Source organism: Arenibacter arenosicollis (assembly GCF_014397245.1).
Lineage (GTDB): Bacteria > Bacteroidota > Bacteroidia > Flavobacteriales > Flavobacteriaceae > Arenibacter > Arenibacter arenosicollis.
This window is the reverse complement of sequence record NZ_JACLHY010000008.1, coordinates 80,734-100,034: the sequence shown is the minus strand read 5'-3', so window position 1 is coordinate 100,034 and position 19,301 is coordinate 80,734. Positions and strand designations below refer to the sequence as shown.

Genomic DNA, 19,301 nt, shown 5'->3' with positions numbered 1-19,301 from the left:
TCTAAAAATATGCCGATATTTAATTTTTGAAATTCATGTTCCTATTTTTGTGGGAATTGATAATGTAGAATGTAATTAAAGATGTATGCATCAATCAGAGAGATTAGACGAGTTTAAAAAATCAGTTCATAACAAGTTCAATATTTATAATAGCTTGTTCCTTAATTTGCCGTATCAAAATATTGAAAATGTCGGGATGCTTATTCCCTTATTATTGGATCAGGCTGAAAAGGGATTGAAATCCGGGAAAAATCCGCAGGAAATTTTGGACGCTTTTTTTGAAAACTATGCCAAGATAGATTCGGAAAAAGACAGGATAGATTTTATGTTCCGGATTATTCAGTATGTGGAAAGACAAGTGGTGTTGTATGACAGTGTTGAGGATGCAGCCTTTCCAAGGCTACAGAAACACAGTAGTTCACTGACTATTGGTGATTATTTTCAGCTTGTTGACAAAAATAAAAGTTGGGACCAGATTTCGGAAAAATTGTCCACCTTTAGTGCTCGCATCGTTTTAACGGCACATCCTACCCAATTTTACACCCCTGCTGTATTGGATATCATTAGTAATTTAAGGAGTCTGATTTTAGAAAATAAAATCAATGACATTGATCTTGTGCTTCAACAATTGGGGCTAACCTCTTTAATCAATGCTAAAAAACCTACTCCCTTGGATGAAGCTAAAAATATAATATACATTTTACGGAATGTTTATTATGATGCTGTTGGTGACCTTTATGCCTACATCAAGGATAATATTGGCGACATGGATTTTAATAACCATAACATCATGAAACTTGGGTTTTGGCCTGGTGGGGATAGGGATGGAAACCCTTTTGTGACTTCCAGTATTACCAAGGATGTGGCCGACGAGCTACGTATTACCCTAATGAAATGTTATTATCACGATGTAAAAAACTTACAGCAAAAATTAACTTTTAGGGAACTGCAGGATGTAATATCCAATTTAAGGGGACGGTTGTACAATACCATGTTCGATGCCAGCAAAGTGTTGCGCTACGATGAAATTATAGAACCTCTTCTTGAAATTAGGTCGATATTGATTAATAAATACCACAAGTTGTACCTAAAGGATTTGGATTATCTTATAGACAAGGTAAAAATATTTAGGACGCATTTTGCCACCTTGGATATTAGACAAGACCATAGCGTTCATAGACAAGTGGTAGAAGCAATTCTTAAGGAGAACGGATATATTTCTGATAATATTGATGAACTGGATAAACAGGAATTAATAGATATCCTACTCCATAAGGAGATCAACCTACAACAACAGGATTTTGAGGAGGATATTGTCCGCGAAACCATCCAGAATATCCTACAGTTAAGAGGGATACAGGAAAAAAATGGGGAAGAAGGCTGCAACCGCTATGTTATAAGTAATTCCGAGAATATCTTTTCTGTTCTTTTTGTTTACGGACTATTTAGATGGTGTGGTTGGGATTCTGATAAAATTACCTTCGATATTATTCCTTTGTTTGAGACCATGAAAGGAATGGAAAGTTCAGAAAATACTATGAATGAATTGTTTGATCTCCCTGCTTATATAAAGCATCTGGATCAGCGCAGTTATAAGCAGACCATAATGCTCGGGTTTTCTGATGGCACCAAGGATGGAGGATATGTAAAGGCGAATTGGGAAATTTTCAAGACCAAAGAAAAATTGTCTGCCGTTTGTGATCAAAATAATATTAAGGCGATATTTTTTGACGGGCGTGGAGGACCACCTGCCCGTGGTGGAGGAAAAACCCATAGGTTTTACGCGGCACAAACCAAAGACATTGCCAATAATGAAATACAACTAACCATACAAGGGCAGACTATAACTAGTACTTATGGTACCAAGGAGCAGTTTATACATAACTGTGAACAATTATTAACTGCAGGTCTTTCCAATAATTTTTTCGGTAAGGAAAATATTATTTCCAAGGAATCCAGGGAATTATTGGAGGCCTTGTCCGATTTAAGTTTCAAAAAATATGATGACTTAAAGAATCATGATAAATTCATCTCGTACTTAGAAAATAAGAGTACTTTAAAATACTACCAAAAAGCGAATATAGGGAGTAGACCGGGGAAAAGAGGCCATAAGAAAAAACTGGAGCTCACGGATTTAAGGGCTATTTCTTTTGTAGGTTCATGGAGTCAACTTAAGCAGAATGTTCCAGGTTATTTTGGTATTGGTACTGCTATTAAGATTTTAAAAGATCAAGGGAAATTAGGGGATTTGAAAAAATTGTTCAAAGATGTCCCTTTGTTTAAGGCACTGATGCTCAATAGTATGATGTCCTTGGCCAAATGTTATTTTGAATTGACCAGCTATATGAAGGATGATAAGGAATATGGTGATTTCTGGAAAATTCTATATGAGGAATATTTGCTGTCCAAGGAAATGTTATTGCTTATTTCAGATTCCAAGATATTGATGGAAAAAGAATCGGTTTCAAGGGAATCGGTTAAAATAAGGGAAAATATAGTATTGCCTTTATTGGTTATCCAACAATTTGCCCTTCAGCAAATGAGTAAGGACACCGAGTATAAGGATTTATATGAGAAAATAGTAATTAGGTCCTTATACGGAAATATAAATGCAAGTAGGAATTCTGCCTAATGTTAAGAATGTAAGTATTTAAGAATGCTAAATAGGCCATAAAAAGGGACAGTCCAACATTGTTGGTGAATTTGGAAGTTTTTCAAATAATCTATCTTTTTTTGTGGCCATTTCCTACTATATATTTTCCACGGGTGAAAATTTATTCCTTAGTATTTATTAAAATTTTAAGGCCGATATAATTTATCATTTTTGAAATCGTTTCAGTGTTAACGGTTTCTTTGTTTATATTTGGGTATACACTGTGTATACCTGAATCATATAAAGTCAATAGCAATAGGGAAATATGTTACGACTACTAGGTATTCCCCCCTCTCCTTTTAAGTAGCTATTTAATGGCGGACCAACTGCACGGCACAACTTTGCTTTGTAAATACTGGTTCAAGTGAGGATTAGTTTATCCTGTTGGACATTAGGTTTATAATTTTGAATCTAATTCTAATGTGCAGGTGTATTGGAAGTTTTAGGCAATGATTATATTTAAAATAGGACGATTTTATGCCAAAAAGCAATATGACTACCTTACAAAACGAATTTGGCGATCTATTAAATAAGGAAGGTGATTTTTTTAGTCTCGTCCAAGAAAATTTTACGGATGGCATATGGTGTTGGAATTTGAAAAATCCGGAAAGGGGAGGTATTAGTTATAAGCTGTCACAACTACTTGGTTATTCGTCAACACCCGATAAAGTAGTAGAGGTCAATTTCTTATCATTGGTTAACCAAGAAGATCTAGTACTTATCCAAGACGCCTGTCAAAGGCATATCAACAATTCTGAAAAATATCCATTAAACATAGATGTAAGATTGAACCATTTAAAGGGGTATTCCTTATGGTTTAGTTTAAGGGGTAATTTGATGTTGGATGATTCAGGGGCTGCCCATGCACTTTTGGGTTCTGTTTTCAGTATTGAAAAATACAAGGAAGATGAAAGACAGTTGACCGTTTGGAAAGAACATTATAAAAATGTTGTAAAGGGGGCCAATATAGGGATATGGGAAGGTAATCTAAAAACAGGGAATGTAGTTTGTAATGAAAGATGGGCAGATATGTTCGGTTATACTTTGGCCGAGCTGGAACCATTAACCTACGGCACTTTTTTAAAGCTGGTTCATCCAGAGGATATTGAGGAGATAGATATTTCCCTGGAAAATCATGTTAAAGAAAACGGTATTTACGAGGTGGAATTTAGAATGCAACATAAAAAGGGGCATTGGGTTTGGGTTTTGAGCCGTGGTGAAATCACCAAATACGATGAAGATGGCCTTCCCGAAATCGTATCAGGTATTCATTACGATATAACTAGTCGTAAAACCAATGAAATCTTGTTGGAAAAGTATAAGAATCTTTTTGAACGGTCCAGTGAAGCTGCAAAAATTGGTTATTGGGAAGTTGATCAAGAGGAAAACAATATTTTCTGGAGTAAAGTCAATAAGCAAATACACGAGGTGTCGGAAGATTATACCCCAACCTTGGAAGCAGGCTTGAGTTTTTATTTGGAAGGTGAAAATCGTGAACGTATAAAGAGGATAGTTTCTCAATCCCTTCTGAAACCTATGGAGTTTGATGAGCAATTGCAGCTAAAAACACAGAACGGAAACTTGAAATGGGTAAGGGTAATAGGTGCTTCCGAACATAGAGGTAATAAGTGTGTTAAGTTATACGGACTTATTCAGGACATTGATGACATTAAAAAGGTACAGTTGGAAATTAGGTTCAGAGAGGAGCAATTTAGGCAAACCTTTAACCATTCTTCCATGGGAATGGCTTTGATAGATGGTCAAAATAAATTGATAAAAGCCAACAAAAGATTTTGCCATATTTTCGGTTATACCGAAGCTGAATTGCAGCAGATGGATCTGGAGCGTATTGCATATCCGGACGACTTAAAAATAAACCGGACTTTTATAGAAGAATTATTTCATGGTAAACATAAATATATAAAGTTAGAGCATAGGTTTATACACAAAGATGGATCTGTTATTTGGGCCAATATATCCATGTCCGCAATACATAATGACCATGGCGACATTATACATTTTGTGTCCCAAGTACAGGACATAACAAAACGTAAACAGAATGAACTTCTATTGGCTCATAACACGGACATAATGAAGCGCATCAATGAAGCAGCGAAAATTGGTATTTGGGAGTTGGATTTTGTAACCAATACTGTTTATTGGAGCCCAACTATTAAAAAAATGGTAAAAGTATCTGAAGATTATGTCCCTACATTAGAGCAAGTATATCTCTTTTTTCTGGAAGGGGAGCACAGGGCAGCCCTAATAGAGGCCATAAAAACAGCTACTGAAAAAGGAGAAGGCTTTGATCTTGAACTACAGGTAGTTACAACTGATCAAAGGGTGTTTTGGTCTAGAACGATTGGAATTGCGGAAATGGTGGATGGCGTCTGTACAAGATTATATGGTTTTTTTCAGAATATAGATGAAAAGGCCAGGGCAACAAAAGAATTGGCAGTCAAGGAAGAAGAGTTTAGGAGGTCTTTTAAACATGCCGCAATAGGCATGTTGGTCATAGATTTGCAGGGAAGACTGAGTAAGGCCAATCCTAGAATTTGTGAAATATTGGGATATAGTGAGACCGAAGTTCTGGAAAAAACAATATTTGATTTGGCGCATCAGGAGGATATGGGTAGACTTGAGGAAATGTTGGCAGAAATTCATAGTGGGGGACAAGGGTCGTTTAAGTTGGAGAAACGTTGTGTGCATAAAAATGGGGGCTATGTTTGGGTAAATGCAGCCATAGCGGCCGTTAAAAATGATGCTGGCAAGGTTACTCATTTGGTGGCACAGATTCAGGATATTTCCGACAAAAAGCTATTAACCGAAAACCTTACGGAGCATAACAACCGCCTGATCAATTTTGCCCATATCGTTTCGCATAATTTAAGATCGCATACCAGCAATATTTCCATGTTGTTGGATTTGGCATTCCAAGAGGATCCCAACGTAATTAAAAATGAATACTATCGCAATATTAAGGTCGTTTCGGATAATATGAACGAGACCATATACCAACTAAATGAGATTGTAGAAATAAATTCTAAAGTAAGCTCAACTTTAACTTCCCAAAATTTATTGGAAAACGTTCAGAAAGCTTTAGGAACGGTTGATTCCCTAGTTAAGAAAAACAATGCACAAATAGAATTGGAGGTTGATTGTGATATTAATGTACTCGCAGTGCATGCCTATTTGGAGAGTATTATTCTTAATCTGATTACCAACGCCATTAAATACAAATCTCCAGATAGGCCGGCCGTACTAAAAATTAACGGCGGAAGGGCTGGGGATTATGCTTTTCTGAGTGTTGCCGATAACGGACTTGGAATTGATTTGGACCGACATGGATCCAAGCTCTTTGGGATGTACAAAACATTTCATAGTCATCCAGAAGCTCGTGGCATAGGGCTTTTTATCAGTAAAAATCAAATTGAAGCCATGGGCGGTAAGATTGAGGTGGAAAGTGAAATAAATAAGGGAACAAAATTTACGACATATTTTAAAATTCTTTAATTGGATATCATAGTTATGGATACCGATCACGGTTATTCTGAAAATATCCTCTTAATTTTAACAATTTTTTAATAAGTGCTTAATGTCCAGATGAATAAATATTACTGATATTGGAAACCAACATATTCTATAGATTAAAAAGACTATGGGGTTTCAATTAAAAAAACACATTAATTTATAAAGTGAATGGGAATTAATACTACCTGCATCATTGATGATGACCCTATTTTTGTTTTTGGTTCAAAAGTTTTATTGAAGAATAATGGTTTCGCTTCAAATATAATTGTCTTTCAAAATGGGAAAGAAGCGCTGGAAATGATAGTTCCTATGCTTGAATCTGAGGAAGGTTCGCCTGAGGTTATTTTTTTAGACCTTAATATGCCCATAATGGACGGGTGGGAGTTTTTGGATGAATTCAGTAAACTTTCCAATGTGCAGAACATTAGAGTCTATATTTTAAGTTCATCTATAGATTCCAGGGATATTGAGAAGGCCAAACAATATGAAATAGTCAATGATTTTATTGCCAAGCCCTTAACGGATAGCAAAATCAGTGAATTGATTAAAAAAATACAGGGCTAAAATAGTTTTGTAATAATATTTTGAAGGAACCCTTTTCTCAGGAAAAGAGCTAATTATCAATGGAAAAATGCCAAATTAAAAGCATATAGTCCACTGTTTGTCTGTATTTTGCCAAATATATATTAATCCATTAGTATTTTAATTACCTCTGCATTATTTTAGTGGCCTTTTCAAGTATACAGAATACAAACTACTTATTTAATGAGATTATTATTTTGTTTTTTTCTTTCCCTTTCAATTACCATTATTTCATGTAAACCTTCCTATGATGAACCTCGGATTTCACTGGAGGATTATACGGTAGAAGATGGTTTTGACTTGGAAATGGTGGCGTCCGAACCCCTTTTGACAGCACCGGTCGCCATAGATTTCGATTCTAAGGGACGGATTTGGGTAGCTGAAATGACTGGGTTTATGGTCAATTTGGAAGGTGATGGGGAAGATTTGCCAAGTGGATCTATTAAAATTCTTGAGGATCTTGACGAGGACGGAATTATGGACCATGCCAAAACCTTTTTGGATAGTTTGGTGATGCCTAGAGCTTTGGCTTTGGTATACGGGGGACTTTTGTATGCAGAATCCCCTAACCTGTGGTTTGTGGAAATTGAGAATGATAAACCTGTAAACAGGGTTCTTGTAGATTCACTTTATGCTACAGTGGGTAACCCGGAACATCAGCCCAATGGTTTAATGATGAATTTGGATAATTGGATATATAATGCCAAATCCAATTTCAGATATCAGCGTACGAATGGAGTGTGGAAAAAAGAACCTACTACCCAGAGAGGGCAATGGGGTATTTCCCATGACAATTTTGGAAGACTTTATTACAATAACAATTCCACTCAACTATTGGGCGATCATATACTGCCCAATAGATTGGTCCGGAATAAATATTTTGTTCCCAAAAAAGGAGTGGACGAGACCTTGACCAAAGATCAACGTGTTTATCCCCTTCATGCTGCCTCTGTAAACCGGGGTTACGAAGAAGGGGTTTTGAATCAGGATAGTCTATTGGTTAATGTTACGGCTGCCTGCGGTCCATTGGTATATAGGGGCGGGATGTTTCCTGAAGATTACGACCAGAATGTTTTTGTATGCGTTCCAGAGGTCAATTTGATCAAAAGAAATATCCTATCTTTTTATGGGGATCGGGTGGAGGCCAAGCAAGCGTGGCAGGGAAAGGAGTTTTTGGCTTCCACGGATGAAGGGTTCCGCCCGGTAAATCTTGCCACCGGCCCCGATGGGAATATGTATGTTGTAGATATGCACCGCGGTGTAATTCAACATTATGCATTTTTAAGCCCTTATTTAAAAAAGATATCGGCCCAGAAAAAATTGGACACCATACTGGATTATGGTCGCATCTTAAGGGTCCGAAGCAAAGACAAACCAGCGAGGAGCATTCCCGATCTTGAGACTTTATCAGGATTCCAGTTGGTTGCATCATTGAAGGATGCCAATGGTTGGGTGCGCGATCGTGCCCAACAATATCTGATACATAAAAATAATAAGGAAACCCTGCCAGAACTAAAAGAAATGGCTTTGGACAATACTAGTCCATTGGCTCAAATGCACGCCCTTTATGTGTTAAAGGGACTTAATGCACTCTCTTTTGACTTCCTGCAGGAGTTAGCTCAAAGTGGTGATCCCGAAGCTGCATCACATGCCATTGTCCTTATGGAAGAGTATGCCTCTGACAAAAATGTTCCCAAAGCAAAAGATCTTTTTGCCGAACTTTTGAACAGGAATGAGCCCATGTTGGACCTATACCTTTCAACAACAATGGGGATTTGGGCCAAATACGACCAGGAAGTATTTTTTCCCATAATTTACGATTTGGCGAATAAATACAGTGATAAGAAAATTTATCAGGAGGCGATTGTCAGTGGATCGGAAGATGTTCTTACTGTCCTTGACTCCCAACTTGGGCAATTTAATAAGCTTAAGGATTCGGACCTCGCCAGTCTAACAACCGAAAGTGTGGAGCGTAAACGAAACGACAAACCTAATTATATTTATTCAACAAAAATTGCAAGAGCAGATTCTAGGACCAATGGAGCTATTCTGTTCCGACAAATATGTGCTTCTTGCCATTCGTCCAGTGGGGAGGGTATCCACGGATTGGCACCACCACTGGTGGGGTCAGAGTATATTTCTACGCATTTGGAACAATTGGGGCTTATTATTCTTCATGGCCTAAAAGGTCCTTTGAAAATAAAAGGCGAATTGTATGATGAGAATCATCAAATGCCAGGCCTTAAGTATAATAAGAATCTTTCCGATAAGGATATATCGGATATAATATCCTATGTGACCAATGCATTCTCTGTTAACCCTAAGGGTTTAAAGCCTGAAAAAATAAAGGAACTTCGCGATGTCAAGTCTAAAGACGGGATGGAGTATACAGAAGAGGAATTGTATGAGCATATTGGAAAATAGCCTTAGAGAGTAGAACGACATTTAGTGATAAAGATCGTAGATTAAAATAAAAATTAAATCCGGAAAAAGATGAAGACTTTTATAAATGATGATTTTCTTTTGCAAAGCGACTTTGCTAAAACTTTATACCACAATTATGCAAAAGAGTTGCCCATAATAGATTATCACAATCATCTTCCTCCACAAGAAATTGACAATAACCGGGTTTTTGAAAATATAAGTCAGGCCTGGTTGGCCGGTGATCATTATAAATGGCGTGCTATGCGTGCTTTTGGGATAAATGAACGCTATATAACTGGAAATGCCACGGATAAGGAAAAGTTTCTCAAATGGGCGGAGACTGTACCCTATACCGTAAGGAATCCTTTATACCATTGGACGCATCTTGAATTGCAACGTTATTTTGGAATTCAAGAGTTGTTGGGGCCTGATAATGCAGAGGAAATTTATGAGAAAACATCTGCCATGTTACAACAACCTTCCCACAACACTATAGGGCTTTTGCAGCAGCAAAAAGTGGAGTCTTTGTGCACTACGGATGAATCTATAGACACCCTTCAATTCCATAAAAACATCAAGCAAAAAGGAATTACGCCAAAAGTTTTTCCAACCTTCCGTCCAGATAAGACATTTGCAATAGAATTGGGAGCTGCATATGTTGCCTATATGGAGAAATTGGGAGAAGCGTCCAATATCAATATTACATCTTTCAAAGATTTATTGGCTGCTTTGGAAAACAGGATCAATTATTTCCATGAACAAGGAGGAAGGCTTGCTGACCATGGTTTGGAGCAATTATATCATTTCAAGGAAGGCACTTATGATGCTGAAAGTCTATTTAAAAAAGTTTTGGACGGTAAGGCACTAACTGTTGATGAAGTACAATATTTCAAGGCACAGGTGTTACTATTTTTGGGAAGGACTTATCATAAAAAAGGATGGGTGCAACAATTTCATATAGGGGCCATCCGGGACAATAATAAAAGGCTATTGTCTAAATTGGGGCCCGATACCGGTTTCGATTCTATCGGAGATTTTTCACAGGCCCGTGCATTGAGCGGTTTCTTAAATGAATTGGACGGAACAGATCAATTGGCCAAAACTATAATCTACAATCTTAATCCCTCCGATAATGAAGTTATAGCTACCATGGTTGGTAATTTTAATGATGGTAGCGTAAGAGGAAAGGTGCAGTTTGGCTCTGGATGGTGGTTTTTAGATCAGAAGGACGGAATGGAAAAACAAATGAATGTGCTTTCCAATATGGGACTTTTAAGTTGTTTTGTGGGAATGTTGACCGATTCCAGGAGCTTTTTGTCTTTTCCTAGACACGAATATTTTAGAAGGATCTTATGTAATTTAATAGGTAAAGATGTAGTAAATGGAGAGTTACCGGCAGATGAAAAATTGCTGGGAAAAATTGTATCGGATATTTCTTATTATAACGCCAAAAACTTTTTCGATTTTAATAAATAAGACTTTTTGGGAAGTGGTTATTCAAGGCTGCTACTAATAGCAAGAAATAAAAAATGCGCATCTTAAAAGGATGCGCATTTTTTATTGATGTTATAATATTGATAAGGGATTATGTCAAGGTTTTCCTATAGGGCTATCATCACATTTTAAATCGCCCACTACGTATTGCATACCATCCAAAAAGAATTGAAGCAATTCCGGATTATCCATGCTCTGGGCGTTATGTGAAGGGGAGCTATAAAACACCCTGCCTTTACCGTGTCGTTTTATCCAGGACACGTAGATTGTGTTGTCGGTAACTTCTTTACGTAAACCCTCCAATTTGTCAGCTTCTATGTACAATAAAGGTCTAAAGTTGTAGTCAGAATAGGCATTGTTGAAAAAATAGGGTTCATCCACGTGGGTAAAGCCCTTTCCTTTGAAGGCCTGTACCATTGGATGATTGGCATTAACCTCCTTTAGGTGCATTTCCTGTTGTTTGGGATGGTAGTCAAAGCTGCCCCCAGTCATTTTGCTGAATTCCCTGGAATTGTTTTGTACAGTGATTGCACCGTGCATGATCATTAATCCACCACCCTTTGCAACATAATCCATTAAATTCTTTTCATAATCTGCCGCCAATTTGGCAATGGTGTTGTCATTCAAGGTCGTGTTCTTCTTTAGTAGGTCCCAGAACAAGTCCCGCTTAGGTCCGGCCGGATTGGAATTGTTTAAAATTATGGCATCGTATTGCTTTAGATTTTTTTTATCAAAACTATCAACGTCGTGTGCAATAGTAATCTCAAATGCTCCCGATTTCCTCGCTAGGATTTTCAGCATTTCGTCGTTGTGTGGAATGGTCCAATGGTAGAAACCGGTATGCTGCGAAAATACCAATATTTTTTTGGTTTCTGCCGCAACTCTAGGTGCGGTAGGGGCAAGTGATTCAATTTTGGCAAGCCATTGGTCATCTATGGGTATTTCTTCTAGGCTTTGGGCGAAAATTGTTCCAACAAAAAGGAATGTAAATAAGGAGTAAACTGTTTTGTTCATTTTAGATATTTATTAAAGTGTAGATTCTCTTATTATCAGTTTATGTCTAAGGGTAATGGAGTTTGCGGGATGCAAGTCTATGCCGCCGTTTAAATGGCTAATAACACTTTGTCCGGCCAAAACCCCTAATTCGTACCCTGGATAATTTATGGTACTAAGGGTTGGGGTGACCAATTCCGAGATAGGGTCATTGTTAAACCCAATTATTTTAATGTCACTGGGAATTTTATACTTCTCTTTTTTTAATTCTTTAATACAATGGGCGGCAAAGGTGTCGTTGGCTACGAACAGTCCATCAATGGGTATGTCATTATTATTGATATGCGCAATGACATCTTTAACACTACTTGGGCCAAGATCGGATTCCAGTAAATTGGCCTGGTTAAATTTTAAATTGTGTTTGGCCATAGCTTCCTTAAATCCTTTCAGTCGCTCGGAATAAACGTTACGTTTTAGATTGCCACTAATATACAGAAGATTTTTGCAGCCCTGAGTTATCAAATGCTCTGTAGCCTCAAATCCGGCCAATTTGTTATCGATTATTATGGTGGAACAATTGGGCAAATTGTGCACCCTATCAATAAATATAAGTGGTATTTTGTTTCTAATGTAATTTGCAAAATGATCAAAGTCCGTAGTGTCGTAGGCCAAGGATACCAAAAGGGCATCAACTCCGCTATCGTAGAGCGTTTTTGCATTTAACTTTTCTTTTTCCATAGACTCCAAAGACTGACTTATAATCAAATTATAACCGGCCTCATTGGCTATTTTTTCTATCCCCGCCAGAACGGTGGACATGAAAATAGAATTGAGTTTGGGGACAATGACTCCAATGGTATTGGACTTCTGTGTGCTGAGGTTTACTGCAAATTTATTGGTTTTGTAACCCAGTTCATTGGCCTTTGAGATTACACGGTCCTTGGTTTTTTGGCTTATGGAGGGATGGTCGTTTAGGCTCCTGCTTACGGTTCCGGCCGAAACACCCAGCGTTTTTGCCAAATCGTAAATGGTAATTCTCTTGTCCATATTATAAATTGTTGCACAAACTCTGCAACAATAATACAAATAAAATTTTATTATTAAAGTGCAATTTAATTTAGGGAGTAAAATATGTGAAATTAGAGGGATTTTACCGTATAAATTCAACAAAAGTGATTTTTTTAGTTAAAAATTGCCAACATAATAACGCAATCGGTTGCGTAATAAAATGCAATTATTTAGATTTGTCCAGAATGTGAACATGATTTGGTTTTCCACTCATGACTAAAATTCAATAACTAACCAACTTTAAACATTTATGTATGAGAAATTTATTTAAAAAAGTTAGGTGCAGGGCGTTATTAATTCTAACGCTTCTCTGTACATTTTTTTCAATGTCCGTTTATGGGCAAGATGGTTTCACCGTTTCGGGAACCGTAGTAGACGAGTTTGGTGTTCCGCTACCCGGCGCATCCATTATTGAAAAAGGAACAACCAATGGGGTGGTTTCTGATTTTGACGGAAATTTTAGTTTTGAGGTGGCCGGCCAAAATGCCACATTAACTATTAGCTATATTGGTTTTGAAGAGCAGCAAATACCAATTAATGGTAACGCTCAAATTAATGTTACTATGCAATCTACTGCATCTACCTTGGATGAAGTAGTATTGGTAGGTTATGGCGCAGTAAAAAAGAAGGATCTAACAGGGGCTATTTCACAAGTGGATGCAGCCGCACTTTCCGACCAATCCACCAACTCGGTGACCGATGTTTTGAGAGGGAATGTGGCTGGTCTTAGCATTGGGCTTTCCGCTTCCCCTAAAGGTACTAGTCAAATCCGAATTCGAGGTAATAATAGTCTTAGTGCGGGTTCAAGTCCGTTGATAGTAGTGGACGGAATGATATATAATGGGGACCTGTCCGATATTGCTCCTTCTGACATCGATAAGCTTGATGTGATGAAAGATGCCAGTTCTGCCGCCGTTTATGGAGCAAGGGGGGCAAGTGGTGTTATTTTGGTAACCACAAAAAGAGGAACCAGTGATAAGCCTACCATAAATATCAATACTAGTGTGGGAATGGCATCTGACGCCTATAAGGAGCGGCCATACGACGCACAAGGCTATGTGAACTGGAGAACTGAAGTATTTAAAAGTATCAATCCCCAGAATACTATAGATAATCCGGGAAGATATGATGATCCCAGCAACTTGCCATCTGGTGTAACCTTAGATCAATGGCTGGCCTATGATGGATCTGCTGGAGACCCCACTAGGGCCTGGTTGAACAGAATTGGGTTTCAGGATGTAGAAATAGAAAATTATTTGGCTGGAAATAGTATTAATTGGTACGATAGGATAATGCAGAAAGGTTTTCGAAATGATATCAATACCAGTATCTCCGGACGAAACGGTGGATTAAATTATTATTGGTCCATTGGTAGAACCTCCAATGAAGGTATAATAAATGGAGAAAAATTTGAGGCATTGCGATCGCGATTAAATTTGGATGCTAAAATCACCGATTGGCTGACTGTTGGGATGAATACCCAATTTGCAAAACGTAATGAAGGTTTTATTGCCGCAGACCGTGGTCAAATAGAAAGATCTAGTCCCTGGGGTTCGGAATTCGATGATGAAGGTAATATACGCTTAAGTCCCCAAGACGATAACGGGGCGGGTGCTGTTAACGCATTTTTGGCTCAGAAGTTTAATGATCGTATAGACTTGGACCATACCTTTAATTCTAGAGTGTATGCCAAGTTAAAATTGCCATTGGGTTTCTCTTATGAAGTAGGGTATACCAATCGTTTGGAATTTCGGGAATATTACAATCATGCATCTGCAGCTAGCCCACAAAACGTAGTAGGTTCTGCTGTAAGACAGGTGACCAAGATTAATGAATGGCAGTTGGATAACATTTTACGTTGGGACAAGACTATAGATAAACACTCCTTTAATTTAATGTTTTTGGTGTATGGGGAAAAATATCAAAGTTATTTCACCCGTGCTAGAGCCAATACATTTGAGCCTAGTGATGCCTTGGGCTATAGTGCCTTGGAATTGGGTACCGTGCAAACAGTGGATAGTGAGGACGAAACAAGTACGGGCGATGCAGTAATGACGCGATTGAATTATAATTACGATTCCCGCTACCTTTTAACGATGACCATGCGTAGGGATGGTTACTCGGCCTTTGGAACCAACAATAAAAGAGCATATTTTCCTTCCATAGCAGGTGCTTGGACCATTTCCAATGAATCTTTTTTTAATTCGGAATTTGTTAATTTCCTAAAACTAAGATTGTCTTATGGGGAAAACGGGAATAGGGATATAGGAAGGTTTACTGCATTATCTAGACTTGGTGCAAATAAATATTTAAATGTGGATGCCGGGGGCAATGTTATTACCGTGCCTACATTTGACAATGGAACTCAGGAAAATACAGAGCTAAGATGGGAGCGTACCAAAGCTACCAATTTAGGGTTGGATTTTAGTTTGGCCAACGGAGTGGTTGAAGGTTCTATTGAGGCTTACCAAAATATTACCAATGATCTTATAGTTACTAGGGAGTTGCCCAATATTATTGGTTTTAACAATGTAACTACCAATTTGGGAGAAATAGAAAATAAAGGTCTCGAATTTACCTTGGCCACCCAAAATTATAATAGGGAGAATTTCCAATGGAATACCAGTTTTAATTTCTCTTTGAACAGAAACAAAATCAGGAAATTATATGGAGATCTTGATGAAAATGGAAATGAATTGGATGACATTACAAATCAGCGTTTTATAGGACAGGCCACAGACGTTATTTGGGGTCAGGAAGCCATAGGTATCTGGCAGACCAATGAAGCTGCCCAAGCTGCTGAGTATGGCGTTTTTCCAGGTGATTGGAAAATAAACGATGTTGATAACAGTGGGGATTTTACCGTGGATGATAATGTTTTTCAGGGACATAGATCACCACGCTTCAGTTGGGCGATGTCCAATAGGTTCACTATGCTAAAGAATTTTGATTTTTCCTTTGAGGTTTATTCCAATTGGGGTCAGAAAAGAGTGTTTAATGAAGCAAAAAACAGAAACGGTTTTATAGATAGGACCAACTCCATTCAAACCCCATTCTGGACACCGGATAATCCAATTAACGATTATGCAAGATTGTTTTCAAGTGATGGTAGTTCTAATTTTGCCATATGGAGAGATGCTTCATTTATCCGTTTAAGTAATATTACCATTGCTTATAGATTTCCAAAACCCCTTCTTGAAAAATTGTCTTTGCAGAGTCTTAGGTTATATGCCAACGCTAGAAATGTTGCGGTTTATGCACCTCATTGGGACTTTTACGATCCAGAGCCAACCAATATAGACGGAAGAAATTCCAATGGAAGTACTGATCCAAGTTTGCCTACACCTAGGTTTTTCACCTTTGGAATTGATTTAAGTCTTTAATAAAAAAATAATAACGATGAGAAATATTATATACAACTATAGAAAAGCCTTTTTAAGCTTTACCCTAATTGTGGCCTTTGCCTTTACGGGCTGTGAGGAAGAATTCTTGGATGCAGATCCACAATCGTTCTTTACTCCAAGTAATGCCTTAAATACGCCGGAAGGATTAAATAGCCTTTTGTCACAGGCTATGAGGAATTTAAGAGCAGAGTTTTATGGAGATGGTGCACCAATGATTACAGAGAATATCTTTTCTGAGGTTTCAGTGGAAGGAACAACGGATAAATCAGGTCCCGCCCAGGATTTAAATCTATTGATTTTGCCAGATGCGAACCTGAATAGTGCCAATTTTAACCGAATAGGATGGTTTTGGGAGGAATTCTATAAAGGAATTAAATATGCCAATACCGTTATTGGAAGATTGGATGATGCAGAGTTTGAAAGTGATTCGCAAAAAAATGATATTTTGGGACGAGCTTTGTTTCATAGAGCTTACAGGTATTATAGGTTGACACAGCAGTTTGGGGATGTTCCCTTAATATTGGAAGAGATTACCTCAGCACGGTTGGATTTTGTTACTACGGCTAGAGAGACCATCCTTAGAAAAATGCAGGAAGACCTCAATCTAGCGGTTCCTTTGGTAAACGCAGTTGCCAATAACGGTGATATTAACAAAGATGCGGTTTTGCATCTTCTGACAAAAGTAAACCTTGCCCTTGGTGATTTCGATGCCGCCATAGCCTCCTCTACCCAAATAATCAATGGGGGTACACATTCCCTTACCACGGATAGGTTTGGCATTGATGCGGGTAATGCAGCAAAGGATGTAACTTGGGATTTACATCGGGTGGAAAACAAAAGTATTCCGGGTAACACTGAGGGAATATTGGTTGTTATAGATAGGTTGGGTTATGAGGACAACGGTGACTATCCCGGTGGCACCAGTATTCAAAGACAAGCAGTTCCACTCTGGTGGCGCTTTATTAATACTCCGGATGGCCAGAATGGTATGTCAGATGCCCCAGGGATAGATATTGATCAAGTTACGGCAATAGGTAGGGGTATTGGTAGAAATAGGGGTACACATTATAGTACCAAAGAGATTTGGAAAGATGCAAATAATGACCAACGCCATAAGTTGGGCAATTGGTATGATATGGAAGATTTAGTGTACAATGCACCTAGTCTACAAAGTTCTGGAAACTCTTATTATGGAAAGAATTTGGAGCTTTATTTGCCCAATGGAACTCCACTTTGTTCGGATACCATAAGAAATTGGTATGGCTTTCCACATTATAAATTTTTTGTTCCAGATCCTTTAAATGTAAAACCAGCAGGAGGTCACGGCGATTGGTATGTATATAGGGTTGCGGAGACATATTTGTTAAGGGCCGAGGCTTACTTCTGGAAAGGAAATTTAGGTGCTGCGGCAGATGATATCAATGTCGTGAGAAGAAGGGCAGAGGCAGATGAAATTACTGCTACCGATGTAGATATTGCTTATATCTTGGATGAGCGTGCACGTGAATTGTATTATGAGGAAGGAAGGAAAACTGAGCTGACACGTATTGCCTATATTTTTGCTAAGACGGGTAAAGCAGCATACAATGGTAAGACCTATAGTTTGGATAATTTCTCTACCGATAATTTTTGGTATGACCGAATAATGGAGGTTACCGACTTTTACAATAAGGGTGTGAAAACTATTCACGGTGATGAATATACTATGAGTCCTTATCATGTGTTGTGGCCAATCCCTGCTTCGGCAATTAACGCCAATACACAGGGGGTAATAAACCAAAATGAAGGATATCCAGGAGCGGAAAATAATATTCCACCACTGACCACTATCCCTGAATAATATTAGAAGAATTGAGTTAATTAGTTTTTTGTAAATTCCATCCTTTAAACCTATTTAAATGAAGTATGTATTTCTTGGTTATGTTGTAATGTTGTTACTGTCATGTAATTACAAAGAAGCGTATAAGTTTGAAATAGCCGAGAAGGATGGAATTACTCTAGCCTCTCCAATTTCTTTAAAAATTGATACTTTGGGGTTGGGAGATGCAGACGACCAAAGTAATTTGGTGTTGAAGAATAATGGCAAACAGATACCTTTTCAAATTGACAATGGTCAGAAAAGGCTATGGTTTGTTCATACGCCTAACAATAACGGTTCTTATGAAATAGTAAAGGAAGAGGCTCAAATCCATGGATCGGAAGGAGTCAAAACGGATAAAAACAATGGCAACCTTCAATTGTTGAAAGGTTCCATTCCATTGCTAACCTATAGATATGGAATGACCTATCCTCCAAAAGGTGTGGATTCCATCTTTCGGAAATCCGGATACCTTCATCCTTTACTTTCTCCCTCGGGAGATACCCTTAGTCGAATTCAACCTCCAGACCATTACCATCATTATGGCATATGGGGGCCGTGGACACATACCCAGATTGAAGGGGAACGCGTCGATTTCTGGAATTTGGTGGAACGCCAAGGGACGGTCCTATTTAAGGATTTTAATGACACTTATTCTGGGGCCTTATATGGGGGCTTCAACGCCCGTCAAGAACATATTAACTTAAAAGCTTCCGAGGATAACCGAATAGCTTTGAACGAAGATTTGGACGTTAAGGTGTGGGACTTGGATCGCCCGGATAGGTATATGGTAGATTATACATCTAATTTTTCTTCCCCTTTAAAGAACGGTATTCTTTTTGAAGCCTATCGCTATGGAGGAGGTTTGGGAATGCGTTTTACGGAACGCTGGCATAAGGATAATTGTACGGTGCTTACTTCGGAAGGCAACGATCGCCTCACCGCTGATGGTACCAACGCCCGCTGGTGTATGGTAACCGGGGAGTCTGCAGATGGTAAGGGAACCAATGGTGTTTTGTTTTTAAGTTACCCGGAAAATAGGTCCCACCCAGAGCCAATGCGTATATGGCCCATTGATGGAAATGGGGGTAGGGGAGATATGTTTTTCGAATTTTGCCCGATACGTCACGAGGAATGGAAAATTGAGCCCAATAAAGACTACAGTCTAAAATATAGGATGGTGGTTTTTGATGGCGAACTTACGGCTGAGGAAGCGGAATCTTATTGGAAGAGTTTTGCGGAGATGCCCAGAATTGTTAATAATTAAATATGGGGACAGGGGAAATATCCATGT

The 19,301-nt window shown here is 38.3% G+C and carries 10 protein-coding genes; 8 read left to right on the top strand and 2 right to left on the bottom strand.

The features are described 5' to 3' along the window. Positions 1-85: 85 nt before the first annotated feature. The 5 genes from H4O18_RS10065 (at position 86) to uxaC (ending at position 10,666) form a co-directional block, all read left to right on the top strand. On the top strand, positions 86-2,632 hold the full coding sequence (locus H4O18_RS10065) for a phosphoenolpyruvate carboxylase (RefSeq protein ID WP_187584110.1): 2,547 nt from the start codon (positions 86-88) through the stop codon (positions 2,630-2,632). Positions 2,633-3,130: 498 nt separating this feature from the next. Further along, positions 3,131-6,166, top strand: coding sequence for a PAS domain S-box protein (locus tag H4O18_RS10060; RefSeq protein WP_187584108.1), 3,036 nt, complete (start codon positions 3,131-3,133; stop codon positions 6,164-6,166). Positions 6,167-6,352: 186 nt separating this feature from the next. Continuing rightward, positions 6,353-6,748 carry a response regulator gene (locus H4O18_RS10055; RefSeq protein WP_187584106.1) on the top strand — a complete coding sequence of 132 codons (396 nt, stop codon included), beginning with the start codon at positions 6,353-6,355 and terminating at the stop codon, positions 6,746-6,748. Between the two features lie 201 nt (positions 6,749-6,949). Further along, positions 6,950-9,190, top strand: a complete 2,241-nt coding sequence (locus H4O18_RS10050; RefSeq protein ID WP_187584104.1) for a DUF7133 domain-containing protein — start codon at positions 6,950-6,952, stop codon at positions 9,188-9,190. A gap of 69 nt (positions 9,191-9,259) precedes the next feature. Further along, positions 9,260-10,666: a glucuronate isomerase gene (uxaC, locus tag H4O18_RS10045; protein WP_187584102.1), complete on the top strand. Its 1,407-nt coding sequence runs from the start codon at positions 9,260-9,262 to the stop codon at positions 10,664-10,666. Between the two features lie 114 nt (positions 10,667-10,780). On the opposite strand, the gene H4O18_RS10040 is transcribed toward uxaC, so the two are convergent. Together H4O18_RS10040 and H4O18_RS10035 are read right to left on the bottom strand one after the other, a co-directional pair. Next, positions 10,781-11,698, bottom strand: coding sequence for a ThuA domain-containing protein (locus H4O18_RS10040; protein ID WP_187584100.1), 918 nt, complete (start codon positions 11,696-11,698; stop codon positions 10,781-10,783). 12 nt (positions 11,699-11,710) lie between these two features. Beyond that, positions 11,711-12,724 (bottom strand): LacI family DNA-binding transcriptional regulator, encoded by a 1,014-nt coding sequence (locus tag H4O18_RS10035; RefSeq protein ID WP_187584098.1) that lies wholly within the window; start codon positions 12,722-12,724, stop codon positions 11,711-11,713. 275 nt (positions 12,725-12,999) lie between these two features. Between H4O18_RS10035 and H4O18_RS10030 the strand changes: the two genes are divergently transcribed. The 3 genes from H4O18_RS10030 to H4O18_RS10020 are packed head-to-tail and all read left to right on the top strand — an operon-like array spanning position 13,000 to position 19,274. Continuing rightward, on the top strand, positions 13,000-16,128 hold the full coding sequence (locus H4O18_RS10030; protein WP_187584096.1) for a SusC/RagA family TonB-linked outer membrane protein: 3,129 nt from the start codon (positions 13,000-13,002) through the stop codon (positions 16,126-16,128). Between the two features lie 16 nt (positions 16,129-16,144). Next, positions 16,145-17,989, top strand: a complete 1,845-nt coding sequence (locus H4O18_RS10025) for a RagB/SusD family nutrient uptake outer membrane protein (protein WP_187584094.1) — start codon at positions 16,145-16,147, stop codon at positions 17,987-17,989. A 58-nt stretch (positions 17,990-18,047) separates the two neighbouring features. Next, positions 18,048-19,274, top strand: a complete 1,227-nt coding sequence (locus H4O18_RS10020; RefSeq protein ID WP_187584092.1) for a DUF6807 domain-containing protein — start codon at positions 18,048-18,050, stop codon at positions 19,272-19,274. The last annotated feature ends 27 nt before the right edge of the window (positions 19,275-19,301 follow it).